General features: G+C 55.7%; 24 protein-coding genes and 1 pseudogene. 5 read left to right on the top strand and 20 right to left on the bottom strand.

The features are described 5' to 3' along the window. Positions 1-23 precede the first annotated feature (23 nt). From dnaE to lspA, 5 genes are all read right to left on the bottom strand, one after another. Positions 24-3,602, bottom strand: a complete 3,579-nt coding sequence (gene dnaE / locus HMPREF1292_RS06620; protein WP_023019252.1) for a DNA polymerase III subunit alpha — start codon at positions 3,600-3,602, stop codon at positions 24-26. Between the two features lie 23 nt (positions 3,603-3,625). Next, positions 3,626-3,817: a hypothetical protein gene (locus HMPREF1292_RS06615; protein WP_021352291.1), complete on the bottom strand. Its 192-nt coding sequence runs from the start codon at positions 3,815-3,817 to the stop codon at positions 3,626-3,628. Between the two features lie 10 nt (positions 3,818-3,827). Next, complete coding sequence (locus tag HMPREF1292_RS06610; RefSeq protein WP_126925820.1) at positions 3,828-4,460, bottom strand: hypothetical protein; 633 nt, start codon at positions 4,458-4,460, stop codon at positions 3,828-3,830. Between the two features lie 91 nt (positions 4,461-4,551). Beyond that, positions 4,552-5,487, bottom strand: a complete 936-nt coding sequence (locus HMPREF1292_RS06605) for an RluA family pseudouridine synthase (protein WP_023019250.1) — start codon at positions 5,485-5,487, stop codon at positions 4,552-4,554. Further along, the gene (gene lspA / locus HMPREF1292_RS06600; protein WP_369707191.1) at positions 5,477-6,058 is read right to left on the bottom strand and encodes a signal peptidase II; all 582 of its coding nucleotides are present in this window, start codon (positions 6,056-6,058) and stop codon (positions 5,477-5,479) included. The genes HMPREF1292_RS06605 and lspA overlap by 11 nt, the downstream gene beginning before the upstream one ends. A gap of 64 nt (positions 6,059-6,122) precedes the next feature. On the opposite strand from lspA, the gene HMPREF1292_RS06595 reads away from it, so the two are divergent. Continuing rightward, entirely contained in the window at positions 6,123-7,322 is a 1,200-nt protein-coding gene (locus HMPREF1292_RS06595) for a hypothetical protein (protein WP_051137382.1), read from the top strand. A gap of 384 nt (positions 7,323-7,706) precedes the next feature. Next, positions 7,707-9,368, top strand: coding sequence for an L-lactate permease (locus HMPREF1292_RS06590; RefSeq protein ID WP_275434889.1), 1,662 nt, complete (start codon positions 7,707-7,709; stop codon positions 9,366-9,368). Positions 9,369-9,488: 120 nt separating this feature from the next. Here the strand turns inward: HMPREF1292_RS06590 and HMPREF1292_RS06585 are convergent, their stop codons facing one another. Continuing rightward, the gene (locus HMPREF1292_RS06585; RefSeq protein ID WP_023019246.1) at positions 9,489-10,112 is read right to left on the bottom strand and encodes a hypothetical protein; all 624 of its coding nucleotides are present in this window, start codon (positions 10,110-10,112) and stop codon (positions 9,489-9,491) included. 107 nt (positions 10,113-10,219) lie between these two features. Here HMPREF1292_RS06585 and HMPREF1292_RS06580 point away from each other — a divergent pair, with 107 nt between their 5' ends. After that, on the top strand, positions 10,220-11,176 hold the full coding sequence (locus HMPREF1292_RS06580) for an asparaginase (RefSeq protein WP_023019245.1): 957 nt from the start codon (positions 10,220-10,222) through the stop codon (positions 11,174-11,176). Here the strand turns inward: HMPREF1292_RS06580 and HMPREF1292_RS06575 are convergent. From HMPREF1292_RS06575 to HMPREF1292_RS06565, 3 genes are all read right to left on the bottom strand, one after another. Next, the gene (locus HMPREF1292_RS06575; RefSeq protein WP_023019244.1) at positions 11,173-12,612 is read right to left on the bottom strand and encodes a DNA polymerase IV; all 1,440 of its coding nucleotides are present in this window, start codon (positions 12,610-12,612) and stop codon (positions 11,173-11,175) included. The genes HMPREF1292_RS06580 and HMPREF1292_RS06575 overlap by 4 nt on opposite strands. Positions 12,613-12,691: 79 nt before the next feature. Beyond that, positions 12,692-13,012, bottom strand: a complete 321-nt coding sequence (locus tag HMPREF1292_RS06570) for a hypothetical protein (protein WP_023019243.1) — start codon at positions 13,010-13,012, stop codon at positions 12,692-12,694. 213 nt (positions 13,013-13,225) lie between these two features. Beyond that, positions 13,226-13,549 carry a hypothetical protein gene (locus HMPREF1292_RS06565; RefSeq protein WP_034654985.1) on the bottom strand — a complete coding sequence of 108 codons (324 nt, stop codon included), beginning with the start codon at positions 13,547-13,549 and terminating at the stop codon, positions 13,226-13,228. Positions 13,550-13,842: 293 nt separating this feature from the next. Between HMPREF1292_RS06565 and HMPREF1292_RS06560 the strand changes: the two genes are divergently transcribed. Continuing rightward, positions 13,843-14,916, top strand: coding sequence for a hypothetical protein (locus HMPREF1292_RS06560; protein WP_023019241.1), 1,074 nt, complete (start codon positions 13,843-13,845; stop codon positions 14,914-14,916). A gap of 71 nt (positions 14,917-14,987) precedes the next feature. Here the strand turns inward: HMPREF1292_RS06560 and HMPREF1292_RS06555 are convergent, their stop codons facing one another. The 3 genes and pseudogenes from HMPREF1292_RS06555 to HMPREF1292_RS06545 all read right to left on the bottom strand — a co-directional run bounded on the left by HMPREF1292_RS06555 (position 14,988) and on the right by HMPREF1292_RS06545 (position 17,373). Beyond that, the gene (locus HMPREF1292_RS06555; protein WP_051137381.1) at positions 14,988-15,641 is read right to left on the bottom strand and encodes an ABC transporter substrate-binding protein; all 654 of its coding nucleotides are present in this window, start codon (positions 15,639-15,641) and stop codon (positions 14,988-14,990) included. Next, entirely contained in the window at positions 15,562-16,353 is a 792-nt protein-coding gene (locus tag HMPREF1292_RS06550; protein ID WP_023019239.1) for an ABC transporter ATP-binding protein, read from the bottom strand. The genes HMPREF1292_RS06555 and HMPREF1292_RS06550 overlap by 80 nt, the downstream gene beginning before the upstream one ends. Beyond that, positions 16,350-17,373: pseudogene (locus tag HMPREF1292_RS06545) on the bottom strand (FecCD family ABC transporter permease). Before HMPREF1292_RS06545 ends, HMPREF1292_RS06550 begins: the two are co-directional and overlap by 4 nt. A 234-nt stretch (positions 17,374-17,607) precedes the next feature. Between HMPREF1292_RS06545 and HMPREF1292_RS06540 the strand changes: the two are divergent. Then, positions 17,608-17,913 (top strand): helix-turn-helix transcriptional regulator, encoded by a 306-nt coding sequence (locus HMPREF1292_RS06540; protein ID WP_021352271.1) that lies wholly within the window; start codon positions 17,608-17,610, stop codon positions 17,911-17,913. Positions 17,914-17,982: 69 nt separating this feature from the next. Here the strand turns inward: HMPREF1292_RS06540 and HMPREF1292_RS06535 are convergent, their stop codons facing one another. From HMPREF1292_RS06535 to HMPREF1292_RS06500, 8 genes are all read right to left on the bottom strand, one after another. Next, complete coding sequence (locus HMPREF1292_RS06535) at positions 17,983-18,858, bottom strand: urease accessory protein UreD (RefSeq protein WP_023019236.1); 876 nt, start codon at positions 18,856-18,858, stop codon at positions 17,983-17,985. A gap of 1 nt (position 18,859) precedes the next feature. Further along, on the bottom strand, positions 18,860-19,474 hold the full coding sequence (ureG, locus tag HMPREF1292_RS06530) for an urease accessory protein UreG (protein WP_021352269.1): 615 nt from the start codon (positions 19,472-19,474) through the stop codon (positions 18,860-18,862). A gap of 81 nt (positions 19,475-19,555) precedes the next feature. Beyond that, on the bottom strand, positions 19,556-20,305 hold the full coding sequence (locus HMPREF1292_RS06525) for an urease accessory protein UreF (RefSeq protein ID WP_023019235.1): 750 nt from the start codon (positions 20,303-20,305) through the stop codon (positions 19,556-19,558). Continuing rightward, positions 20,286-20,759, bottom strand: a complete 474-nt coding sequence (gene ureE / locus HMPREF1292_RS06520) for an urease accessory protein UreE (RefSeq protein WP_023019234.1) — start codon at positions 20,757-20,759, stop codon at positions 20,286-20,288. Before ureE ends, HMPREF1292_RS06525 begins: the two co-directional genes overlap by 20 nt. A 48-nt stretch (positions 20,760-20,807) precedes the next feature. After that, positions 20,808-22,520, bottom strand: coding sequence for an urease subunit alpha (gene ureC, locus HMPREF1292_RS06515; RefSeq protein WP_021352266.1), 1,713 nt, complete (start codon positions 22,518-22,520; stop codon positions 20,808-20,810). Between the two features lie 53 nt (positions 22,521-22,573). Next, positions 22,574-22,885: an urease subunit beta gene (locus HMPREF1292_RS06510; RefSeq protein ID WP_021352265.1), complete on the bottom strand. Its 312-nt coding sequence runs from the start codon at positions 22,883-22,885 to the stop codon at positions 22,574-22,576. A 45-nt stretch (positions 22,886-22,930) separates the two neighbouring features. Further along, positions 22,931-23,233: an urease subunit gamma gene (locus HMPREF1292_RS06505; protein ID WP_021352264.1), complete on the bottom strand. Its 303-nt coding sequence runs from the start codon at positions 23,231-23,233 to the stop codon at positions 22,931-22,933. Between the two features lie 100 nt (positions 23,234-23,333). Beyond that, positions 23,334-24,515 (bottom strand): DMT family transporter, encoded by a 1,182-nt coding sequence (locus tag HMPREF1292_RS06500; protein ID WP_021352263.1) that lies wholly within the window; start codon positions 24,513-24,515, stop codon positions 23,334-23,336. Positions 24,516-24,916: the final 401 nt, after the last annotated feature.

Below are 24,916 nucleotides of genomic sequence, written 5' to 3'. Positions count from 1 at the left end.
AAATTATCCGTCGCCATGCTGGCTTAGGTCTGCGCCATGACGATGCCCGGGCCCATCGTGGCTTTCAAGTCCCCCATCAAGCTATTTGAACGATCGACCGTCAGATGATCACCGAGCACGAGCACTTCTTCAGCCTCGCCGTGGCTAAGGGTTAGGTAGACTTCTGTATCGCCTGGGTGGTCCAATAACACGGATTTCAGCGCGGCGATGGCTTCCATCGAGCACTGTTGCGTCGTCAAGTGCAAACGCAACGGCAGCCCTGCTCCCCCGCCGCGCCCTAACTCGGGAACGCGCATGTCACTACCAATAACCTTCTGATCGCCGTCACCCCAGACTTGGATCTGGGCTTTAAACAGCACGATATTATCTTCCACAATATCTTCCGCCACCAGCGAATAAGCCTTGCTGAAGACCCATACGTCGACCTGCGCACCATGATGGTCCTCAATGGTGACGATCGCCCACGGCGAACCATCCTTTTTGGAAAAGCGCCGGTCTACGTTCGAAATAATGCCGCCGATGACCACATTTTGCTTCGGCTTTAACTCACCGGAAACCACCGTCGTCAGTGCGGTATCGATATACGAAGCCAGCGCTTGTTCGTATCCGTCCAGTGGGTGGCCAGAAACATACAGCCCAAGCATTTCGCGTTCAAGAGCCAACTCGTGTTTCCGCTCCCAGGATTCATCCGGAACAGTGATGGTGAATGCGTTTTGTTCGGAATCATCACCGCCCATGCCGGCAAACAAGTCGAATTGGCCCTTATCCGCGGCCTTCTTCGTTGATTGTACCGAGTCAACGGCATCTTCCTGGATCAGCATCAAACCCTTGCGCGGATGCCCCAGCGAATCGAAAGCGCCGGCTTTAATCAAGGCTTCCGTAATCCGCTTTGAGCACGGCAACAGCTCGATCTTGTCTAGGTAATCGCCGAACGAACGGTAGGCACCTTTTTGCTTGCGCGTTTTAATAATCGAATTGACAACTTCAGTACCGACGTTGCGCACAGCCCCCATGCCGTAACGAATGTCTTTGCCGACAGCCATGAACTCGACATCCGACTCGTTGACATCTGGCGGCATCACCTTGATGCCCAGGTGTCGGCAGTCAGCCAGATAGATCGCAGACTTATCTTTTTTATCTCCCACCGAGGTCAGCAAGGCGGCCATATATTCCGCGGTGTAATAGGCCTTCAGGTACCCAGTCCAGAAAGACACCAGCCCGTACCCCGCCGCGTGTGATTTGTTGAACGCATAAGACGCAAACGGCTCGATAACGCCCCACAAGGTATCGCAAGCTTCCTTGGAATAGCCATTTTCTGCCATGCCCGAAGAGAACTTCTCGTATTGCTGGGCCAACACTTCCGGTTTCTTCTTACCCATGGCTTTTCGGAAACCATCCGCCTCACCAGCGGTATAGTTCGCGAGCTTCTGCGAAATACGCATGATCTGCTCCTGGTACACGATCAGACCATAGGTTTCCGCCAGGATCTCTTCCAACGGCTCTGCCAGCTCCGGGTGGATCGGAGTAATCGGTTTCCGCCCGTTTTTGCGATCGGCATAATCCAAGTGGGCATTCACGCCCATCGGGCCTGGCCGATACAGCGCAAGCGCGGCGACGATGTCTTTGAACCCAGTCGGGTTCATGCGTTTCAGCAACTCCTGCATACCCGTGGAGTCCAGCTGGAACACACCCAAGGTTTCGCCACGCGACAACAGCCGGTACACCTCGGAAACCGATTCGTCGTCAGGCGTGAGTGTTTCCAGATCAATTTCTTCGCCGCGGTTTTGCCGGATATTGCGTAACGCATCACCGATCACCGTCAGGTTACGCAGGCCCAGAAAGTCCATCTTCAGCAGGCCTATGGCCTCACAAGCGGGGTAATCCCAACCGGTAATGATCGCACCGTCGGCGTTGCGCTTCCACATCGGAATGTGCTCCATCAGCGGCACCGAAGCCATAATCACCGCACACGCATGCACGCCCGGTTGGCGCACCACGCCTTCCAAACCGCGGGCGGTGTCGTAAATCTTTTTCACGTCCGGGTCAGATTCGATGAGGTTACGCACCTCGGTGGCCTCGGAATAGCGCTCGTGTTCCGGGTCCATGATGCCGGAAAGCGGAATGTCTTTGGCCATAATCGGCGCTGGCAGCGCGCCATTGATGCGGTCAGCCATCTGGAAACCGGGTTGGCCGAAATGCACCTTCGCCGCATCTTTAATCGCCTGTTTAGTCTTCACTGTGCCGAAAGTGATCACCTGCGCGATCTTGTCCTCGCCCCAGCGTTCTGCGGCATAAGTGATCATTTCACCACGCCGACGGTCATCGAAGTCAATATCGATATCAGGCGCCGACGGGCGTTCTGGGTTCAAGAAACGCTCGAACAACAGGCCGTGCTCAATCGGGTCGATATTGGTAATCGTCAACGCATATGCCACCAGTGCGCCCGCGGCTGATCCGCGCCCCGGACCGACCCAAATGCCCACCGAACGAGCATATTTAATGATCTCCGCGACGATCAGAAAGTACGACGGATACCCTTTGCCATCAATGACCTCGATTTCGTATTCCGCACGCTCGATATATTCGCGGGGAACTTCCTGGCCGGGGAAACGTTCTGCCAGGCCCTCCATCACCTCGTGGTGCAGCCACGTCGTCGGCGTATACCCCTCTGGCACATCCGCAACCGGCATGCGATCATGCGAGTGTTCTTCCCACATGGAGGAATAATCACCAACGCGCTCGGCAATCCATAACGTGTTATCGCAACCATCTGGAACGGTGTGGTCCCAGTTCTCACGCATTTCCGCTGCAGATTTGATGTAGTAGCCGTCGCCATCAAACTTAAAGCGATCCGGGTCTTGGAAAGTTTTGCCCGTCTGCACGCACAGCATTGCCTCGTGGGCTTTAGCTTGCGATTGCAACACGTAATGGCAGTCGTTGGTCACCAGCGGCGGCAAGTCCAGGCGCTTGCCGATCTCTAGCAATTGATCCCTGGTGCGCTTTTCGATGTCCAGCCCATGGTCCATCAACTCCAGGAAATAATTTTCCTTGCCGTAGATGTCTTGCCACATGGCTGCGGCTTCTAAAGCCTGGTTGAATTGCCCCAACCGCAGACGCGTCTGTACATCTCCCGACGGACAACCAGTAGTTGCGATGATGCCGTCGGCATGCTCGGCGATCAGCTCAGCGTCCATGCGCGGCCACTTACCAAGCTGGCCTTCGTAGGATGCCAGCGATGAAAGCTTAAACAGATTTTTCAAACCCGTAGCATTTTCCGCGAGCATCGTCTGGTGCAAGTACGCACCCGAGGCTGAGACGTCGTCCCGTTTTTGGTCCGGTGTACCCCAGCGCACGCGGTTTTTATTGAAGCGAGATTCCGGGGCCATATAGGCCTCGATACCAATGATCGGTTTGATGCCTTTCGACGTCATGCGACGATAAAACGCATCCGCACCAAACATATTGCCGTGGTCAGTCATGCCGACGGCAGGCATTTCTTGCCGGTTCACCTCTTCCGAAAGCAGATCCACCTTGGCCATACCATCCAACATGGAAAATTCGGTGTGGTTATGCAGATGAACGAAAGAGGATTTTTTAGCCATGGAGTTATTCTAGCGCCTGGCGGCTAAGACTCCAGTGCCTCTTGTGCACGCGCATGAGCACGCAAAACATAAAACGCTACGAAGGCACCCACGATCGCAGCAAACAATCCTGGCCAGGCGAAAGAACCATTGAATACGCCAATGACCAAGCTGAAACAGCCCACAAAAATCGCCAAAAGCGCGGCGGTAAAAGTGATCGATTCTCGCTTCTTCATAGCCAGAATTCTAGCGGAAGCGCGGGTTCTCGCCGCGGGCAACCTGCGGTGGACTGATGCCAAACTGTCCCCACACCGCATCCGGGGGCAGCACTTCGACAGCGTCAACACGTGGATCGTGGGTGAAAGCTTCCAGCTTCCGTGGGGTGTCATAAGCGATGACGGCAATGATGCCAGACGATTCTGTCTCCCTAGGAGACTCCACTATCTGCGAAGGCTTCATCCCAGAAGCAGCTGCTATGGTGCTGGTGAAAATCTGCGTCCGCGCGGCCGCAATTTCACTATCAGAGGGAATGCCAGTTCGGTCAGGGATCGCGGTTGGTTCTGGGATCGCGGCTGGTTCTGGCAAGGCCAGAATCTGCGCATCTTGCGTAATCAAGCTCCCTACTCGACGGAGATCAGCAACCAAGCTACCTGCGTCAGCACTAGACAGCGGAGCAGCGAAAGAGAGCATCGCGAACGCTGGCTGTTCCGGTGCTCGCTGTAGAGCTGCTGCCAAGGAGGCGTCGGCAAGCGCTGTGTAGTCTGCACGACTCTGCTGAACATGTGGGCCCAGATGATCTCCAGCAAAAGGACGCGGGCGCGCGTTGTCGTCGCCGCCAGCCCACCACACAAGTGCTGTAACCAGAACAACGAGAAGCACCCGCTCGCCCACGCCGCGACCAGGTATTCTCTGTGAGGGATTGCCCTGCAACTTTTACCTCGGTAACTCTGTTTCTGCCTCGGCAACTCTGTTATTGCCGAAGTTTGCCGAGGGCGTCGGCAAGATCATCCGGGTACGGAGCTTCAATTTCCATCCAGTGACCGTCACCGGGATGGTGGAATCCCACCTTGACCGCATGTAACCACTGGCGCTGCAAGCCCAACCGCTGCGCCAAATTCGGATCTGAACCATACATTGGGTCCCCGCAGCACGGGTGCCCCAGCGCAGACATGTGCACGCGAATCTGGTGCGTACGCCCGGTTTCCAGGGAAATCTCCAACAAACTAGCCTCGCGGAAAGCTTCCAACAAACGATAGTGCGTGATAGCGCGCTTACCATCGTCGGTGACTGCAAATTTCCAACCGGCGCTGGGATGGCGCCCGATAGAACCGTCCACGGTGCCCTCGATAGGATCCGGCAACCCCTGCACCACTGCATGGTAGGTTTTGGACACATTGCGCTCGCGAAACGCGTTTTTCAAGCTGCTATAACCACGCTCCGAAGCCGCCACCACCATCACCCCCGAAGTACCGACGTCTAGGCGCTGCACAATGCCCTTGCGCTCCGGCGGGCCAGACGTCGAGATGCGGAATCCAGCCGCAGCCAGACCACCCACCACAGTGGGGCCTTCCCAACCAACAGTAGGATGCGCGACCACGCCCACAGGCTTGTGCACCGCGATCAAATCGTCGTCGAAGTACAAAATGTCCATACCTTCAACGAGTTCTTCTTTTGGCACCAGTGGCTTTGCAGGTTCTGGCAGTGTGACCTCCAACCAGGCACCTTCATGTAAGCGTTCCGACTTGCCGACGGCGGTGCCGTCAACCAGCACGTCCCCGTCCGCACTCAGGTTCGCCGCAACTGTGCGCGACAGCCCCAGCAATTTCGCCAACGCAGCATCGACACGCATACCTGCCAGCCCTTCCGGCACCGGCAACGAACGGGTCTCACGTGGGTTAGTGCTCATCGTCGACCTCCTTGGCTGGGCGTGCTGGTTGCTCAATGCTGTTTTGTGGCGTGTCTGTTACTGCTTTGCGTGCTCGATGCTCTTCCGTGAACACCGCGGCCAGGAACAACACGACACCGACGGTGATAAACGAGTCTGCGACATTGAAAATGGCAAAATCGCCCACCGAAATGAAATCCACCACGTGGCCGAACCAAAAACCCGGCTCGCGGAACAGTCGATCCACTAAATTTCCGCCTGCGCCACCAGCAACCATCGCCAGAGCGATTGCTTGGAAACGGTCGTCGATGCGTGGCGACGCTAGCAGCACCCCGACGAGGAAAACCAGCTGAAAGGTAGTAAACAGCCACGTAGAAGATTCACTACCTAGGGAAAACGCCGCTCCTGGGTTGTAGACCAGTAAAAAGCGGAACCAGTCACCGAGAATTGGGAAGGCTTGACCGGGTTGCAGTGCAGCCTCGATAGCGATTTTGCTGGCTTGGTCGAACCCTACGACGCCTGCGATTACCAGCAACATGAGCCGCAGGTAGGGTGCGCGTCGTCGAGTTGGCAACGTTTTTAACCTAGTCACGGCCTTTATTGTTCCTGAAAGTAGGGTTTTACGTGAAATCGCCGCGCTGGCTAAACTGGCAAGCGTGATTTCTGCTGCTGCTTTTTCCCATTTTGCTTCTCGTGGCTCGACGGGTTCTCGCCGCTCAGCCAATTCTCGCCGCTCAGCTAATTCGCGGCACTCTGCCCGTTCGCGGCGCGACGCCAAATCCCGACGCCTTGCTGTGGCTTCGCTCTTAACGACGTCGGCCCTGCTACTAGCTGCCTGTGGGGAAGAAGGCTCGGCAAGCGATGAGACCAGCAACAGCGCGGGCGCCAGTGCCGGTAGCGCGGGTGAACGTCGTGGCGAAGCCCCTGCTACAGAGCAAGCCGTCGGGCTTCCGCTAGACCCACCACGCATCCAGGTGCTGTCTACCGGTACGGGCGAGCGCAAGCTCCTGTCCTACAACGACGTGAGTTCCGAGCAAGCAGTCGATATTCAAGTATCAGAAGGGTTCCAGCAGCTGGTCATGAAAAATGATCAACTGGTGACCGAGGCCCCGGAACTGGGAGATTTGGTGACCACTACTCTGCCGGTGGCTGGTTCCGTGCTGGTTCCAGAAGGTTTTACTGACTCGACTCCCGGTGCAGATTCTGCGCGACATGTCGATTTCCGGGTGCGCGACCCACATATTTCCGGAACCAAAACTAGCAATGGCTCTGCTGATGATGCCGGTTTAAATGCGGCAGGTTTAGCAGAGGAGATCGCTTCTGCCGACGGTTTTGGTTTTGGTTGGTTGGCTGAAAATAATGGCCAGTTAAATACGTTGCTGTTGGCCGCACCGCAACAGGCTAGCGATCAGGCGCGTGCTGTTGTGGAACAGTCGCTGACGAAGTTGGTGTCCACACCCGTGATTTTCCCGGACGAGCCAGTGGGCATTGGCGCGCAATGGTCGGTGGATTCTCGTGTCACTGGCGAAGCAACCATGCTGCAAACCACGACGTTTACGGTGACAGATATTTCTGGCGATGAGGTGAAACTTGATATCTCCGTCGAGCAACGTCCCGCACTTGGAGCGTTGTCCTTAGAGGGGCATGCTGGCGCGGAAGGTTTTGCCGACGACACTTTGAATGTGACTAGCACCGATACTCGCTCGCGTGGTTCTTTGACCGTGGATATGAAACAGCCACTGCCGGTTGCTGGCGAGCTCGATTTCACCACGCGCGTGGTCTACGGCAACGACGACGGTGCAGCCAGCGTCGTGCAGGATTCTTCCACGCGAATGCGTTTTAGCAGCGCGCAATAGCAGCACATGCCACTAAGGTTCTCTGCATAATGTCGACGGGTTAACCAACCGCTGCATTGGCGCGGGTTTCGTCGGCAAACGCCCGCTGCTTCTAAGAATCCCGTACCGAAGACTCCTCCAGAAACTGTGTTTTGCAGGTAATTCAATTTCGTGAATTGGGCTGTGTTAACGTCATTTTCGTGACTCATGTTACCGGTTTGTGCCCCAATTTTCCGGGTGCCTGAATCGATTTAGCTACGTGCTGCATTCTCAATGCATCAGCGCGATGGATGCACCAGCACCAGCGCGGCGGATGCTACGCAGTCGGCTAAGTATCTTCTCGTAACGCCTCATTACGAAGCTTTTTATCCACCTCACAGTTCGGAGTCTCCCGTGAACCAATTTATGGTTAATACCGAAGCTATCGGAGGAAGTCTCGGGCTCACCGCCCTCATTTCCGCCGTTCCACTGGTGACCTTCTTCGTCATGCTGTTGTTCGTGAAAGCACGCGCACACACCTCAGGCGCCGCGGCCCTACTAGCAGCACTGCTGATTGCCATTTTCGGCATGAGCATGCCAGTCGACGCTGCGCTTTCGTCAGCTTTCCGCGGTGGTCTATTCGGCCTATTGCCGATCGTCTGGGTCATCATGATGGCGATCTGGTTCTACCAGGTCACCGTCGTTTCCGGCCGATTCCAAGACCTGCGCCGCACATTCGATGCCCTCGGTAACGGCGATATTCGTATTCAAGCCATCCTTATTGCCTTCTGTTTCGGTGGATTGCTGGAAGCACTCGCTGGATTCGGTGCACCAGTGGCAATTACCGCAACGATGATCCTGGCCCTGGGCGTAAAGCCACTGAAGGCCGCCACCACAGTTTTGCTGGCTAATACCGCCCCGGTAGCCTTCGGCGCCGTCGCAATCCCAATTACCACCGCAGGTAACGTCGGCGGACGTACCGTCGAACAGACCGAAAACATCGCAGCCATCGTCGGACACCAGGCTCCATTTTTCGCCTTCTTAGTGCCGTTTATCTTGCTGTTTATCCTCGACGGATTCCGCGGTGTGCGCGAAGCCGCTCCGGCAGCAGCAATCATTGGTGGTTCCTTCGCAATCGCACAATGGTGGGCATCGAACTTCTTCGCCTATCAGCTCACCGACATCGTCGCCTGCCTGGCTTCCCTGGGCGCTGCTTTCGCCTTCTTGCGTGTGTGGCAACCCAAGGGCGTTGCCGCCATGCGTAAGCGTCTTGACATCCCAGAACGCGAAGACGATGGCGAGGTATTGACCAAGTCTCGTGTCTGGATGGCCATGATGCCGTACGCCATCGTTACCGTCATCTTTGGTCTGGCAAACCTCGGCGAAACCATCCCGGGCATCCTAGATAAGGCAAAAATTTCTTTCGCCTGGCCGTTACTCACCGACCGTCTGGTTAACGCCTCTGGCGATGTCATCGACACTTCGTACACCTTCAAGATCATCAATAACCCAGGTACGCTGCTGTTGATCTCCGGAATCATCGTTGCGGTTATCTACGGAATCTACAACCACAACGGTAAGTTCCGCGTCAAAGGTAGCGACGTCGTCAGTGAGCTAACCAGCACCGCATACAAGATGCGCTGGACTGCATTGACCATCGTCATGGTTCTGGCGCTGGCCTATGTCATGAACTACTCCGGCCAAACCGTCGCCATGGGCACCTACGTCGCCTCGCTCGGTGCTGTCTACGGCTTCCTGGCACCAGTTCTGGGCTGGGTCGGCACCGCGATTACTGGCTCCGACACATCCGCCAACGCACTGTTCGCGAACCTACAAGTCACCGCCGCTAATAACATCGGCCTCAACCCAGACCTGTTGCTGGCAGCTAATACCACCGGTGGTGTCGTCGGCAAGATGATCTCACCACAATCGCTGGCTATTGCGGCCACCGCCGTCAGCATGGAAGGCAAGGAAAGCTCGATTTTCAAGTCGGTGGTTGGTTACTCCATCATCCTGCTGATCGGGCTCTGCACCTTAGTCTTCTTGCAAACAAACATCCTGTCCTGGATGGCTCCGGTTGTGAACTAAGTTCGAGCACCCGATACAAACAAAAGACCGCCTGCACCAATCTCATCTGGTGCAGGCGGTCTTTGTCTATCGCGAGTCTAAGAACTCGTGGCCCATAATTATTTACTGCGCAGGAATTATTTACTGCGCAGGAGCCGGGTGCTCTCCGTGCTCGTTGTGTGCCTCCGGCAATTCCTGGTGGCCTTCGTCGATAACTTCAGCCTCGTTCGGTGGTACCTCAACGCCGCCATCCATACAGACCGCTGGAACCTGCTCTGGTTCCACAGTATTGGTAACCAAGACGCAGGCCCATTCACGTGAAAGCTTCCAGTGGCCATCTTGGTGGATGAACTCGACGTTATCGGCAGGCTGCACCTCACGCTCTGGCAAAGAGTAGGCGACGGTCGCCAACGCTGATCCCTCGGTGTAACCCGGCAAAACGGGATCGACGACGTTGAATTCAGCTCCCGATTCCATCTTTGCGGCAGCCATGGTGTCGAACAGCTCTGGGAATTCCTCGCCGCCTTCGACGGTGAGTACACGCTCTTCTGCAGGCAGGTTCGGGTCTGCAGCGCGCTGCAAAACGTCGTTCAGCACTTCTTTGGTAGGCAGCTCAACTGGCGCGGCCTTGGCCGAAGTGCTCGATTCTGCTTTCTTCGTGCTTTCGGCGGCGGTACCCGCGTTGTCGGCGTCGTCAGAGCAAGCCGCCAGGGTCAGCGCCAAACCGACAGTCGCGGCGGCGATGCTCGTTTTCGTGAATTTCACGGTTAATCCTCCAAAATAGACATCTGCGTAAGCAAATTCGAAGCCACAGCTTTGATACTCGTAGCGCTCGAAGAAATCTTACCCGTGTGCCTTTTATACTTGAATTCATGACTCGCCAGATTTCCGTCATCTGCACCGGAGGCACCATCGCATGTACCACCAATGAATCCGGCGCGCTCGTGCCCACGGTCAGCGGCCAACAGCTTGTCGACGCCGCGCAACAACAACTTCGCCAGCAACCAACCGGGCACAACAGGCTTGTCGACGAGCTCACCTTCTGCGTCCACGACGCACTGCAGTTAGATTCCTCCTCGATCGGCCTACCAGAGCTGGACACGCTGCTGGCTGCCATCACCGAACAAGCTACCGATCCCGCGGTGGACGCGGTCGTCGTCACGCATGGCACAGATTCTATGGAGGAATCTGCCTTCGCCACTGCCCTGCTGGTACACGGCGCGCCAGTGGTGTTCACAGGGGCACAACGCTCCTTCGATCATCCAGAGACCGACGGGCCGGGCAACCTGGCGGGCGCAATCAGACGCGCTGTGGAATTGCTCCCAACCAACGCAGTGGAAGTGCACTTCGGCGGGCAGAATCTGCCTGCTACCGCGGTACACAAACGCCACACTGCAGAGCTCACTGCTTTCATCGCACACGGTAGTGCGGCAACGGTACCAAAATTCGCCACGCTGCCATCTTTATCCGGCTTCCGGGTGCCCGTGCTCGCAGGATATCCCGGCGCCACCGCGGACTTGCTAGATTACGCCGTGGATACAGGCGTCGACGGGGTGGTCATCGAAGCACTGGGGTCCGGGAATATGTCCGCAGAACTCGGGCAGGCCGCACAGCGTGCACTACGACACGGAATCCCAGTTATCGTGGCCACACGTGTGCCCCACGGCGCAGTGCAGCTGGCCTACGGTGGTGGCGGCGGCGGGGCCACCTTAGCTGAACACGGTGCGATTTCCGCACGCACGGTGCATCCAGGCCAAGCGCGGCTAGCCTTGATTATTGCCTTGGCCACCGGCACAGCCCCGGAAGAGTTATTCCGCTGCTTCGATTAATGCAACTTTTCGGCTAACCAGTCTTGCCACGCCAAAGAATCCAGCGGGTCCGCCGGCACCAATTGCGAGTCATCGGCAGGGAAAGTCCGGGTCTTGCCAGGCCCGGTGGCTCGGGTTTCGAATCGCACAGACACCACCCCGTGCCCACTGCCTTGGATCCAGCCGTGACCGAAATCTGGGTGGAACACATCCTGGGTTGCGCGCCAGTGGCTGCCGGGAAGCTCAGGAGCACTGGGCTGTTCGGCCGCCGCGTCTTCTACAGGCCCCGGAACCACTACCCCATCCGCGCCCGGAATACCGGTGACCATCGTTGGTTCTTCCATGCTCACCCCACCGCTAGCACTCGCGGCAACCTGCCGCTGCGCTGCGCGGTCCAACTCCGGAAACAACACGTCTTGCCGGGCGGTTTCCAAACCGGAATAGCCGACGCCGACTAACCGCACGGGACCGGTTTCTGCTGGGTAACGGACAATAGTGTCGGCGACTGCACGCAAGGTTTCGGCGTTATCGGTGGCATACGGCAGGGTAGCTGAGCGGGTTTCGGTGCGAAAATCCGCCATTTTTAGCTTCACTGTGACCGTGCGCGCGCCCCGGCCGTCGGCAAGCAAGCGTTTATGTGCGGATTCCGCAGCCCAGCCAAGCGCCTCATCCACCTCTGCGGCGGTGGTCAGGTCCTTAGCAAAGGTTTGTTCCGCCGAATGTGACTTCGCCTCTGCGCGCGGGGCCACCGGCCGCTCATCGATGCCACGCGCCAGGTGCCACAAATCCATGCCGAGGGTGCCGCCCAACGAGATTTTTACCTCCCGCTCGCTCATATTCGCCAGATCACCGATCGTCGTCACGCCAATGGCCTGGAGCTTTGACGCCGTTACTGGGCCCACGCCCCACAGCTTGCCGACGGGCAACGGGTGCAGAAATTCCAGTTCATCGTCAACAGGAATGATCTTGGAGCCATCCGGTTTCGCCTGGCCCGAGCCGATTTTTGCAAATTGTTTTCCAGAGCCCGCGCCAATCGAAGACGGCAAACCGGTGATGTCTTTGATCTCTGCGCGCAGGTTATCCGCCCAGTCCTTGACCTCTGCCGCGGTGGCTCCGATGAGTTCGGCAGGTTCCATGAAGGCTTCGTCGATAGAGAGTTGTTCCACCAGGTCCACGCGCTGGTGAATCAGCTCAAACACGCGTTTGCTGGCAGCCGAGTACACAGCTTTACGCGGCTGGATTTGTACCGCGCCAAAGCCGATGAGTTGCAACGCGCGGTACGTAGGCATCGCAGACGACACCCCGAATTTGCGGGCTTCATAGGAAGCCCCGGCGACAACTCCCCGGCCATTCATGCCGCCAACGATGACGGGGCGGCCACGCAGAGTGGGCCGGGTCAGCTGTTCGACGGAAGCGAAAAACGCGTCCATGTCGATGTGAATGACCCAGCGCTGCATGCCTTCCAGTTTAGTGGCTGTGCTCGAGTACGGCTGACCGTGCGGGGATTTCTCCTAGCTTCTCACTAGTGGCTTCTAACTAGCGCTGCGTCTGCCGACGGACCAACTCGAATGGGCGCAGTTTGTCCATCCATTCTGCACGGCTTCGTGCTGCAGGCACCATGGTCTGTGCCGGTGCGGCTGCCTGCCCCAGTGCGTGTTGGTAGAGCTTCACCGAAACTTTTCCATGCTCTTCTCCGCGCATGCGAGGTAATGCCAAGTCGCTGGCAGTAGAACACGTCAAGCATGTCTCTTCTCCACGAATGCGGAGAGCTAATACCTGTGCTTGCAGCTTGTCGAATGCTTCCTTGAGCGTCTCGACATGCTTTTGAGTCCCGTCGGAGCTGCTGCAACGGAGCATTGAGACATCAACGCCAAATGCTTGAGCGCTCTGGACTCGCTTTCCCGCAGCTGAAGCTTGTGGTTTTCGAGGTCGTCCTCGGCATGTGCATCCGAGTTATCTGCGGTGGTGGTTGCCGTATCCATTGGTGATTCCACCCAGGAATTCTTGGTGTGGGTATAACAAAACCCGGCGCGATGATGATCGAACCGGGTTGGTGGTAAATGTTGCGAGTTAGGCGCTTGCCTTTGCGTGATGGGCGCGTACACGCTTGTCGTATTCGATAAAATCCGACTCCCAGTAGTCTGGGATATGAACCGCCAATTCGATCGCTTTAAGCCATTGCTCACTAACGAAAATGTCCTCATCAATCAAACTACGAACCGCGCGTTCAAAGGCCAGCTCATATTCACCGTCCTCTGGCGCTAATTCAATAATGTCAGGCTGGCTGAATTGTTGTAGATGGTCAGTGAGAAATTCCTCCCGAAACTGTATAAAAAGCGCATCGTCATATTGAGTCTCTTCTACATCGATTCCATATATCTTTAGGCCCATCATCTCTCCTTAACTGGAGTGAAAGAATGATCTTGTTGAGCAAGGTTTTGTAACCTTTACCGTTTTACCCCGGCAGCTTTCTAACTCCGTGTCCATGCACTGGGAAAGCGGTTTCGACTCTGCCTCTTTTCCCCTTATGCAAAGCCACTTCTAACGGTGGATCTCAGACACCCCAGGAAATACAACGGCGAATGACGTCCACGATTCAGTGACAACCCAATCAGATCATCACCCAGGTGAGGCAAACCATAAAAAATTGAGATTGGCGAACCTGGTCATGGATTAACCTGAATAATATGAACTCTCACTTTCTATTCCACGCACCCCGCATACGCAACGGTGGTTTCTCCCGGAGCACAGCATCACTTTCCGCCGCCGTGCTCACCCTCGCCCTTGCAGCTAGCACGCTTGCTCCCGGCACTCCCGAGATCACTCCCAGCGCCCACGCCGCCACACCGGTGATTCCGGACGACCTACCTATTTTCCCGAAAATTACTGAAAATCCACAGATTTCCGTGACTTTCGAAGACGGCACCCCCGTCGAAGGCGCGACCGTCCACCACGGCGACGTGCTGCTCGTGCATGGCATCGGATTCTCCCCCAAGGCTAACCAAGGTGGCTTTCCCCTCCCTGTCCCGCCGGGTGTGCCCAATGGCCTCTACGCCCTATACGGAGCCTTCCCCGCACACTGGAAACCCAGCGAGGGCGCAGATCCATCTACCCGCACCCACCCACACGATCGCATGGCGTGGGTCATGCCAGAAGGCACCTTGGACAGTATTCCTGCCGGAGCCATTGACATGCGCCGTTCCATCGCAAGGCAGGAGCAGCGAATGAATGCTGACGGCTCTTTCACCGCCCGTATCGTGGTAGATCCACCCGAAACCACCCCTGGTGATAATTGGGGTGTATACGTCTACCCCGGCGCAGGTTCCATCAATGCGGCCGAGGAGTTTTATATTCCACTGAATTATTCGCCAGAACCTGGCCCAAACACCCCTGCACCACCCCAACCTGATCTTCTTCTCGACGCCGACCTGGCCTTCCGTTTCGCGGAGATCACCAAGGGCGGGGTAAACGCCAAGAATGGAGCCACCAAGGTAGATGCACACCGCGTGGCATTCACCCGAGATGCGGCCGCAGAAAACGGCGATGGCGTGCGCAAATACAAAGGCACCGTGATCACCACCGCGCGTTTTACCCTGGCGGAGGTCGCGGTGGCCGATCCGTGGCTTATACCGCAGCCAGACGGCAGCTACCTGATTACGGGGCTTATCTCACGCTCTTATAATGTGGGTGCCGATGAAATGGTGCGCGTGCCACTGGGGCTGATCACTGCCGCCCAGGCCGCCGATCAGGTACGCGGCTAGCGTTGGGCTAGTTCTCAGACAAGAACTTCTGCAACTGTTCAACACCATCGATTGCCAGTGGTGATGGTGGTTCAGCGCATGGAGTCTTTACCATAAGCGTAGGTGCTTGCCCCCTCAATGCCTGGGTACAGCACAGCCACGGTCTTGCCTTTTCCGGCGTCCGAGCCGATCTTCTCCAGATCCGCAGCAACCTCGTCTTTGATTTTCTGGGCTTCGTCTTCCTTGGCAAACAGCGTACCGTACAGGTCGATGTGATCATACACATCGTCGAAGGACGCGTTCTTCACCTCACCACAGAAGCCTGGCTCTTGCACGAGTGCAGTCTCGATGGTGGTTTCTGGGTTCACGGTCTCACTCTGGCCAATGATCAGGTCTGGTTCTTCGGCCATGATGGATTCTTTCGACAGCTCCAGATGGCCGCTTGAATCCATGCGACTAGTCAGCGACGGGATTTTCTCCAGTGCCGCATTAGTCTCGTCGTCAAAGTACTCGTCCGGATATTCACCGGCCTTTGCTACAACCCGGTCAAGCACGCCCAGGCGTTGCAAAGTTGGTACTGAAGTGGGCCCTTGCAAAACGACGCGCTCTGGAGGGGCATCCAGAGTGACGGTGCGTCCGCAGTTTTGCAGCGAGATCGCGGTGTCCTCAGTTTCTGCGCTGCTGCAGCCTGCCAGGATGAGCGGTACGGTCAGGAGCGGGGCGATTTTTTTGCGCTGGTTTTTCATTTTCGAACCTTTCGAAGTGTAAATGGTGCTCTGCTCGCACCACGCGAACGTTATAAATGGGCTCGAGGATTTCCGGGACCAGTACCTCGCCAGGTGGTCCTGATTCCACCAGCCGGCCTTCTTCCAGCAAGTGGACCCAATCGCAGTACTCCAGCGCCATGTTCAGGTCGTGCAACACGACCGTGGCATTGGCGCGGTAGTCCTTGATCAGTTTGAAGACCTCCAACTGGTAGTGAATATCCAAGTGGTTCGTCGGCTCGTCGAGCAAGATATGCGAGGCGTCCTGAATAAAGGCGCGGGCAATCATCACACGCTGCCGCTCACCGCCGGAACGATGTGTCAAAGGCGCTTGTGCTTTGTGCAACATACCGACGCTTTTTAAAGCATCGATGATGCCGTCGTCAGAATTGTCTTTATGCGGCAGTCGGCCTAAACGAACTACTTCTGCGACGGTCATTTGCGGTGGTTCCCCACTGTCTTGCGCCACCACGGAAAGCTCGTGAGCGATTTTGCGCGCCCGCATCGAGGCCAGAGGTGCCCCATTCAGGAGCACCCTGCCTTCGGTCGGTTGCAGCGCACCAAAGAGCGTGCGCAGCAGCGTGGTTTTGCCCGAACCATTCGGCCCCACAAGGCCGACAACACCGTGGTCGGGAATTTCGAAGGAAATATCCTTGATGATCTCCTGATAAAGAACGCTCTCAGCAGTAATCATTTCAAAACTCCCATCCAGCGAACCAGCAAAATCAAAAATGGTGCGCCGACCAGGGAGGTCAAGATGCCGATGGGGATTTCTTGCGGTGCCAGCAGCGTGCGCGCCCCAATATCCGCGGCGATCAGCAAACTAGCGCCCAGTAATGCGGCGACCGGAATCATGTGGCGGTGTGAACCACCCACCAAACGGCGGGCAGCGTGCGGAATCACCAAACCGACGAAACCAATCGAGCCAGCCATGGCCACGACAGAGCCGACGAGAATACAGGTCAACACCACCAGGATGACGCGCATGCGGTCTGGAGTTACGCCCATAGTCAATGCTGCGTCGTCGCCAACGCTCAAGGCATCAATGCGGCGCCCCATGGACCAGAAAACGATTGTCACAGCCAGCACAAGCGGCGCGCTGCCGAGGAGCAAAAGCCCCCCCCCCCCCAACGGCGCCAAGCCCGAGAGGTCCGAGGAGCCAGAACATCACAGAGCGAGAGCCTTCCGCGGAATCGGAGGCAAAAATTAAAAATGAGGTCAGAGCAGACAAGGCATAGCCTACGGCGATACCTGCCATGAGAAGTCGCACGGAGGTCAACCGACCCGCTGATCGCGCAATAAAGAACATTACGGCCGACGCTGCGAGCGCGCCGATGAAGGCTGCGCCCTGCAACGCGTATTCACCGAAGCCTGCGCTTACACCAAAGAGGATGGCCAGCGCTGCACCGGTACTGGCACCAGAGTTAATACCCAAAATATATGGGTCTGCCAGAGCGTTTCGCACCACCGCCTGCAAGATCGCACCTGCGACGGCGAGACCCGCCCCTACTGCTGCCCCCAAAATCAGACGAGGAATACGAATGTCCCAAATCACGGCATTCGCGGAAGATGCGGAGGCGGGTGCTTCCGCACCGAAGATATTGTGCGCTAAGGCAATGCGCACATCTGACAGACTAATTGGTGTCGGATCGATAATTATGCCGGAAGCAAAGACAACGATAAGCAGGAGCACGAGCAGGATCGACCAAATTATGGTGCGGCGAGCCTGTGCACTGAAGCCGAGAACGTCTCAGTCGGCACTACCTACGCTGCTAGTACTGTCAGGTTCAGCATTCTCACGTTGCACTTCTTCTTGTGAAGCGAGCTGAGCTTCAGAATGACCGGTTTTCACAGGTTTGATCTATCAACCATTCAATTGAATAAGAAATTATCTGCAGTTAGCGCTAAGCTGAAATACGGAGTACACAAAATATTCTCAGGAGCAGGAATGTCCGAACTCGAAAAAAACCTGGACCGCGCCGAAAACTGGTGCACCACTTTCCGCATTCTCGGGGATATCACACGCTTGAAAATACTAACGGCCCTGCATTTCGCAGGACCGTATGTTCTCACCGTCAGTGAGCTTGCGGAAACGACAGGAGTGCGCGTAGCTACCTGCTCTGCCGCACTGCGCGCCATGGAGCTCAACGGCACAGTCGCCTACAGACGCGAGGGACGTTCAATGTTTTATGCGATCAAAGATGAAAATGCACATAAGCTACTGCATTTCATGGGCAGCGAGCACGAAGGCTAACCCCGCCCATGAAAACTGCTGGGCACCGATCGCTGGCGCAAGACCTCGCGATCACTGCTCAGCAAGCAACTAGTATTGACGCAGATTAATCGGGCCTTGGCCGCGGGTAGCGCGAACTACCCCAGCAACCGCCAGAACCAATGACAAGAGCTCTTCTGTTCGTTTGCCGATTGCACGCAAAACAAAACCCGGGCGTTCAGTGGCGGTGATCGCTGCTTCCATGGAGTCGTCCGCGTCGGCGTGCTCTGCCACCACTTTACGAACGGCAGCCAGTAAATCATCGTCAACGGCAGGGTCGAAGCAAATGGCGGTCGCAACGTGGGTTCGCCCGCCCATGGCAAAATCGAGATTTTCGTCAAACTCTGTTTCCTGCGGACATAGCCTGAGGTTATCGATCAGAGCGGTCTCGCCGTCAATTTCCACGACATTACGCAGATGTGCCTGGGTGTACTGGAATTGTCCCCCGTCAGGCGACCATCCAGGGGTAACGATATCCGACATGAACAAACTGCCGGTGGGGTGCACTTTAGCAGTGATGTGCTGGCGGAAATCCGCGTCCCGGTACAGAATAAGCTGATCCGGAATGTATTCCAATACCGCGCCTTCTGCAACGGAGAAGGACATATTTTGTACCACATACTCATCAGGTGTGCGGTACACCTTCGCCGCCGACTGATCGGTGATCAACATAGACGCATTCTTGTCGACATCCAGATCGATGCGGTACGCATCACCACCGACGTATCCTCCACCCGGGTTCACGATGATGTAATAAACCTGCCCGGAATCATCTAGATAATGCGGGCGGATCACTTTCAGAGCCCGGGTGTGGTATTGCTTGGTTGCTACCGATTTGCCATCGCTTAAGGCTATGCCGAGTTCCAGCTCGCCCATTTCTTTGCGTGGCGGATCATGCAAAAAACGGTCTTGCGGGAGCTTCCACATACTAATCAGCCAGATCCTGCATCAACACGTCATGGCGAATCCATTCGACGAGCTTATCCAGGCCTTCGTCAGATTTGAGGTTCGTCAGGACAAATGGCTTATCGCCGCGGAAGACCTTGGAATCATCCGTCATCACTTGCAGATCAGCGCCCACGTGTGGGGCCAAGTCAGTCTTGTTGATCACGAACATGTCGGATTTAATCATGCCCTGGCCAGCCTTGCGAGGAATCTTCTCACCTTGCGCCACGTCAATAATGTAGATCGAGAAATCGACCAGTTCTGGCGAGAACGTCGCAGAGAGATTATCTCCGCCGGATTCCACGAACACCAACTCTAGATCCGAGTGACGGTTCATTAGTTCTTCGATGGCATCTTCGTTCATGGAGGTGTCTTCACGAATTGCGGTATGTGGGCAACCACCGGTCTCCACACCAATGATGCGATCTACGGGTAGCAGACCGTCGCGAGCGAGGATCTTTGCATCTTCCGTCGTGTAAATATCATTGGTGATCGCAGCCATTGACACTTCGCCGTCTAGGGCGCGGGTAATGCGTTCGATTAGCGCGGTTTTACCCGAACCAACTGGGCCACCAACTCCGATTTTAATAATGCTCACGGAACAAGTTCCTTTCGTTTGTGTACTACTGGTGTAGCGCTACACGCTACACCGCTTCTCGGCAACAGATTAGTTAGAGATCTAGGACATGAACATTCGAGAGATCAAGCTCTCGTGAGCCATCTGCGCAACCTCGAGACGTGGTGCCACGACCCCAAGATCGCTGACGTCATGCTCCATCGTCATTTCCGCAGCCTGCGTGATCGCTGGGTACGCCTGTACAAGCACGCGCTGGCCCGCATCTTGTCCCAATGGGATAGCACGGATCGCGTTTTGCGTCATTGAGTTCGCCATCTGCATGAGGTAGGCGGTGACAGCTTCCCGCGCGCCGACCCCAACGGAACCAAGGACGAGCCCCGCGGCGATCCCTGGATTTCCGTGCAAGCTGCGGTCGGTGAGGCTCTTTTTATAGTGCGATACCAGCGCGTCCTCCGGGGCGATGATTGCAGCGACTCGGGACATCCGCTTGCCCATCGAGTTCATCGAAGTACGGACCTGCTTGGGGGTCTGACAGGCATGCACCAACTGATCTAGAGAATGCAATTGTTCTTGCTTCTCTTCGACGCTGAGGTCAGCTTGCTGCAGTTCGACAGCGAAGCGGACAGCGAGAGCTTCAGAATAGCTTGCCTGTCGCAGATAGCCGTGGAGCCACTTGCCGTAGGTGTCCGGGGAATCGATCTCACCGGATTGCACCGAGACCTCCATACCCGCAGAGTGGGCAAAGCCACCGGTGGGTAACGCGGAGTCAGTCAGGTGCCACAGCACTAGTTGTGCATAGCCACGGTTGCTTATATCAGCAGAGTTCACGGCCTTAGTGGGTGTGTTCGGCATGGCGGAACGCCTCCGGCATTACGTGTTCGGTGCGCTCGTAGGACACACCGACATGGTCCAGGTGATGCTCAACCGTATGGTCGTAGCGCACCACCATCACCTCGGCACCGAACTGGCTATCAGTACCGAAGAACTGTGCCTGTAGGTGACGATTCCCGAGGGTATGTGCAACTCGCAGTGCTTCTTGCACAGATGCTGGCGTGATAACCAAAACATCAGTCGGCTTGATCTTGACGACGAACAGCTTCTCGCCGTCGTCGTAAAGAACGTCCCCGTCTTTCAGCTCCGTGAAGTCACTGGAAAAACGCAGGGCAACTTCTGCACCGGAATTAGCGCGAGCGCGCTGTACACGCTTCAAGCGGGTTTCGTTGTCGAATTCCACCCAGTCGATGGTGCGCTCAGAGCCACCATCTGGCAAATTCTCCAGGTTCCCGGGAATTTCGGTGATAATCATATCTACCTTTCTTGCAGTAGTCGGGCTGAAAACAGGGGCCTGTTGTGATTAGAACAAGAAGTAACGCTGCGTCATCGGCAGTTCCGTTGCTGGCTCTGCAGTGATGATTTCACCATCGACGGACAACTCGTAGGTCTCTGGATCCACCTTAATCTCTGGCGTAGCGTCGTTCAGGCGCATGTCCTTCTTCGAAATCTCGCGCATATTCTTGGCTTCGACGAAACGACGAGCAATGCGCAATGTTTCTGGCACGCCAGCTTCCATGGCAGCCGTCGACAAGAAGGTGACCGAGTTACGGCGTGATGCATGGCCCAAAGCACCGTAGGAATAGCGCATGGTGCGAGGCTGTGGAGTCGGGATAGACGCGTTAGCATCACCCATGATCGAACGTACTACGTAGCCAGACTTCAGAACCATGCTTGGCTTCACGCCAAAGTTCTTCGGATCCCAGATGACGAGGTCCGCCAGTTTGCCTTCTTCTACCGATCCAACGGAGTGCGAGATACCAGAAGCAATAGCTGGGTTGATCGTGTACTTCGCGATGTAACGCTTGATGCGCTCGTTATCGTTGTTTTCCGAGTCGCCAGCCAAAGAACCAAATTGTTCCTTCATACGGTGTGCGACCTGCCAGGTACGCAAAACGACTTCGCCGACGCGGCCCATTGCCTGCGAGTCAGAGGACGTGATGGACAAAATTCCGCGGTCATGCAAAACATCTTCTGCGGCAATCGTTTCTTTGCGGATACGCGAATCAGCGAACGCAACGTCTTCTGGAAGATCTGGGTTCAAGTGGTGACACACCATGATCATGTCCAGGTGCTCATCCATCGTGTTGACGGTATAAGGCAGTGTCGGGTTGGTAGACGCAGGCAAAACGTTATCCAGGCCAGCGACCTTCAAGATGTCTGGGGCGTGCCCACCGCCAGCACCTTCCGTGTGGAAAGTATGGATTACACGGTCCTTGAAAGCAGCGATGGTGTTATCGGCAAAGCCACCTTCGTTCAGAGTGTCTGTATGGATAGCGACTTGGATATCCATCTCATCGGCGACCGTAAGTGCCTGGTCGATGGTGTTGGCAGTAGCGCCCCAGTCCTCGTGAATCTTCAGGCCAATGGCTCCGGCCTTGATTTGCTCACGCAGCGGGTTAGCATCCGAAGCGTGGCCTTTACCCAAGAAACCCACGTTGACGGAGAAGTTTTCCGTCGCACGAATCATGTGGGTGATGTTGTCGGCGCCAGCGGTAACCGTGGTTGCGTTCGTGGAATCGACCGGGCCGGTTCCGCCGCCAATCAGCGTGGTGGTGCCGTTGTCGAGAGCTGCTTCTACCTGCTCTGGTGAGATGAAGTGCACGTGGGTGTCAATAGCACCAGCGGTAATGATCTTTCCTTCACCGCCAATAACTTCGGTGCCCACACCGATCATGACGTCGACATCATCCATGATGTCTGGGTTACCGGCGTTGCCGATCTTCATGATCTTGCCGTCTTTTATCGCGATATCAGCGGTGAAGATGCCTGTGTGGTCAATGACCGTTCCGTTGGTAATGACGAGGTCCGGAACCATATCGTTACCGCGCATGCGCGAGTTCTGCCCCATACCATCGCGAATTACCTTGCCGCCGCCGAAGGATACTTCCTCGCCGTATTTAGTGAAATCTTTTTCCACACGGGCAATAAGGTTGGTATCGGCGAGACGAATGCCGTCGCCTGTCGTTGGGCCATGAAGCTCAATATATTGGCGTCGATCCATCTGAAAAGACATGGTGTATTACTCCTCTAGCTGGGTGTTTTAGGTATTGCGACGAGAGTTTGGGACTAGTCGAGCTTGCCGTTGACTTTGCCGTTGAAGCCGTGAATCTCACGGTCGCCTGCGAAATCGATCAGGTTAACAGTGCGGGAATCGCCGGGTTCTAGACGGATTGCGGTTCCTGCCGGAATATCGAGGCGCTTACCATGGGCAGCCTCACGGTCGAAGTCCAGCTCTGCATTGGCTTCAGCGAAGTGGAAGTGCGAGCCAACCTGGACGGGACGGTCACCGGAGTTGGTGACTTCCAGAGTTATCGCCTCACGGCCTTCATTCAATGTGATGGGACCATCTTCTGAGATAAAGAATTCACCAGGAATCAAGGTTTTTCTCCTTTGTAGTTATGCAATCAGTTCGGGGACGATGGTCTAGCGGATTGGGCGGTGCACGGTGACCAGTTTGGTTCCGTCGCGGAAGGTCGCTTCAACCTGCACATCGGAAATCATTTCCGGGACGCCTTCCATGACATCTTCGCGGCTGAGGTAGGTGACACCTTCACTCATCAGGTCCGCTACGGATTTACCGTCGCGTGCCCCCTCGAGTAGTTCGGCGGTGATATAGGCGACTGCTTCTGGTCGATTCAGCTTGAGACCGCGTTCTTTACGTCGGCGAGCTAGGTCGCCTGCGACGACAATCATCAGTTTGTCTTGTTCACGCTCTGTCAAGTGCATTGATTTCCTCCAAGAACTAGTTAGTGATTAAGGCATTGAGACCGGATATGGTCGAGGGCGCCGAGGGTAACAGCCTCCTTCGGCGCCACTGAGTGTGTGGTTAAGCTGGTCGCCACGGGCCTTCGCCCGGATCTTTCACCGGCTCAGGCTCATCCTTCAGGCCTTTTCCGCCCATACCGATGTCGACAAGCTCATTTGGATCATCTTTACCTGCCTTACCTTTCGGCGGTTTATTCTTCTTGCCTATGAATTTATCGAACAGCCCATTTTGATACATCACCGTTCCGAGGATCATCAAGATACCGAGGAACTGCAAGGCGGATGGAACTTCACCGAACAGTGGCCAGGCAATGACAACCGAGGACACTGGCGAGAGCAGCAGGATACCAGCGGACAGAGTTGGATCCAGCCAGACCGAACCCCACTGAACGAACGTCCAAGCAACAGCTTGACCAAGGGTGGCCAGCATCAGCAGCATCAGCCAGTTGGTCGCGGTCAGTGGATCACCCAAGGCGGTTTCTGGGTTTTCCAGAGGCAGCTGGCCGTCGACAAGCACACCATGGGTGAAGTCGAATCCACCGCGAGAAGAACCAGTGTGAGCCCAGACGAACGGAGCAACCATCTGCGCGGCCGCGGTGTACATCATTGGCTGTACATACAGGTCCTTACGAGGAGCGGTAGTACCAGCTTTACGCGAGAAGTACAGGTAGAACGAGTAGCAGATACCGGAGGTCAAGCCAAGCAGGGTTCCCAACAATGGGGTACTAACGCCATAGATTGAGGATGGGCCTGTGGATTCTGATGGCTCGAAGACGCCACCGGTCAACGCAACACCGACGATCATGATCGGCACCAGAATCAGGAACACCGGTGGGATCTTATATTTATCGAAGATCGCTGTCAGCATCGGAACGATGATGACCTGAAGGTTCAGCAGAATTGCTGCAATACCGGCACCAACGTAGAAAATTGAGTAGTTCCATGCGGTGAAGTCCACACCCAGGAACAGGCCCGCCACAACGGACATGATGATGCCCTTCCGCGGCAACGAACCTTTATTTTTGATTTCGCGGAGACCAATCGGCAGCAGAGCTAGGAAACCGATGGACACACGCAGGAATGCCTGAGTTGCCGGGTCCATATTGGAAGCCTTGACCCAGATTGGGGTGAAGGCCAACAGGGCGGTACCAATGGCGAGAATCAGGACGGCTTTGCCTTGTTTTACAGGCTTAACCGGAGCATGTTTCCGGCTTGTAGCCTTTGTCGTCTGTGTCGCGTTCATGAAGCCTATTCTATTCAAGTAATAAGTTTTTGTTAACTCACAGCTTGCCGAAAAAATTTTCTATTTAACTCCTCCATAACTGGCACCTAACTAGCTGGATCTATAGAGCAGGCTTATATATCACCCACACATTAGCTAACCACTAACGGGGGTAGAAACATTGCAATAACTTTAATTTATTCCATAAGAAATCCTGGAAATAGCTGAGATTTTCCCAAAAAAGTACGTTCAACTGCAGATTTGAATAATGACAGATCAACATATTCCTGGGAATAACCTGGACCACAAAAATCCATCTAAGACATCGAAATATTGTCAACCCTGCCACAACGCCGCAAGGGACCAACATCACCATCGGTGAAATATCGCGATTTTTCGAACCTTGTTTCTATACAATTTGA

Origin of the sequence: Corynebacterium sp. KPL1995, from assembly GCF_000477935.1 — a bacterium.
In the GTDB taxonomy this organism is placed as follows: domain Bacteria; phylum Actinomycetota; class Actinomycetes; order Mycobacteriales; family Mycobacteriaceae; genus Corynebacterium; species Corynebacterium pseudodiphtheriticum.
The sequence above is the reverse complement of the archived record's forward strand: the minus strand, read 5'-3'. Positions and strand labels throughout refer to the sequence as shown.

Bases quoted from the DNA above. Each gene is read 5' to 3' on its own strand.
- dnaE (WP_023019252.1), bottom strand. From the start codon at position 3,602: ATGGCTAAAAAATCCTCTTTCGTTCATCTGCATAACCACACCGAATTT.
- HMPREF1292_RS06615 (WP_021352291.1), bottom strand. From the start codon at position 3,817: ATGAAGAAGCGAGAATCGATCACTTTTACCGCCGCGCTTTTGGCGATT.
- HMPREF1292_RS06605 (WP_023019250.1), bottom strand. From the start codon at position 5,487: ATGAGCACTAACCCACGTGAGACCCGTTCGTTGCCGGTGCCGGAAGGG.
- HMPREF1292_RS06590 (WP_275434889.1), top strand. From the start codon at position 7,707: ATGGTTAATACCGAAGCTATCGGAGGAAGTCTCGGGCTCACCGCCCTC.
- HMPREF1292_RS06580 (WP_023019245.1), top strand. From the start codon at position 10,220: ATGACTCGCCAGATTTCCGTCATCTGCACCGGAGGCACCATCGCATGT.
- HMPREF1292_RS06575 (WP_023019244.1), bottom strand. From the start codon at position 12,612: ATGCAGCGCTGGGTCATTCACATCGACATGGACGCGTTTTTCGCTTCC.
- HMPREF1292_RS06570 (WP_023019243.1), bottom strand. From the start codon at position 13,012: ATGCTCCGTTGCAGCAGCTCCGACGGGACTCAAAAGCATGTCGAGACG.
- HMPREF1292_RS06565 (WP_034654985.1), bottom strand. From the start codon at position 13,549: ATGATGGGCCTAAAGATATATGGAATCGATGTAGAAGAGACTCAATAT.
- HMPREF1292_RS06560 (WP_023019241.1), top strand. From the start codon at position 13,843: ATGAACTCTCACTTTCTATTCCACGCACCCCGCATACGCAACGGTGGT.
- HMPREF1292_RS06555 (WP_051137381.1), bottom strand. From the start codon at position 15,641: ATGAAAAACCAGCGCAAAAAAATCGCCCCGCTCCTGACCGTACCGCTC.
- HMPREF1292_RS06550 (WP_023019239.1), bottom strand. From the start codon at position 16,353: ATGATTACTGCTGAGAGCGTTCTTTATCAGGAGATCATCAAGGATATT.
- HMPREF1292_RS06540 (WP_021352271.1), top strand. From the start codon at position 17,608: ATGTCCGAACTCGAAAAAAACCTGGACCGCGCCGAAAACTGGTGCACC.
- HMPREF1292_RS06535 (WP_023019236.1), bottom strand. From the start codon at position 18,858: ATGTGGAAGCTCCCGCAAGACCGTTTTTTGCATGATCCGCCACGCAAA.
- HMPREF1292_RS06525 (WP_023019235.1), bottom strand. From the start codon at position 20,305: ATGCCGAACACACCCACTAAGGCCGTGAACTCTGCTGATATAAGCAAC.
- ureE (WP_023019234.1), bottom strand. From the start codon at position 20,759: ATGATTATCACCGAAATTCCCGGGAACCTGGAGAATTTGCCAGATGGT.
- ureC (WP_021352266.1), bottom strand. From the start codon at position 22,520: ATGTCTTTTCAGATGGATCGACGCCAATATATTGAGCTTCATGGCCCA.
- HMPREF1292_RS06505 (WP_021352264.1), bottom strand. From the start codon at position 23,233: ATGCACTTGACAGAGCGTGAACAAGACAAACTGATGATTGTCGTCGCA.
- HMPREF1292_RS06500 (WP_021352263.1), bottom strand. From the start codon at position 24,515: ATGAACGCGACACAGACGACAAAGGCTACAAGCCGGAAACATGCTCCG.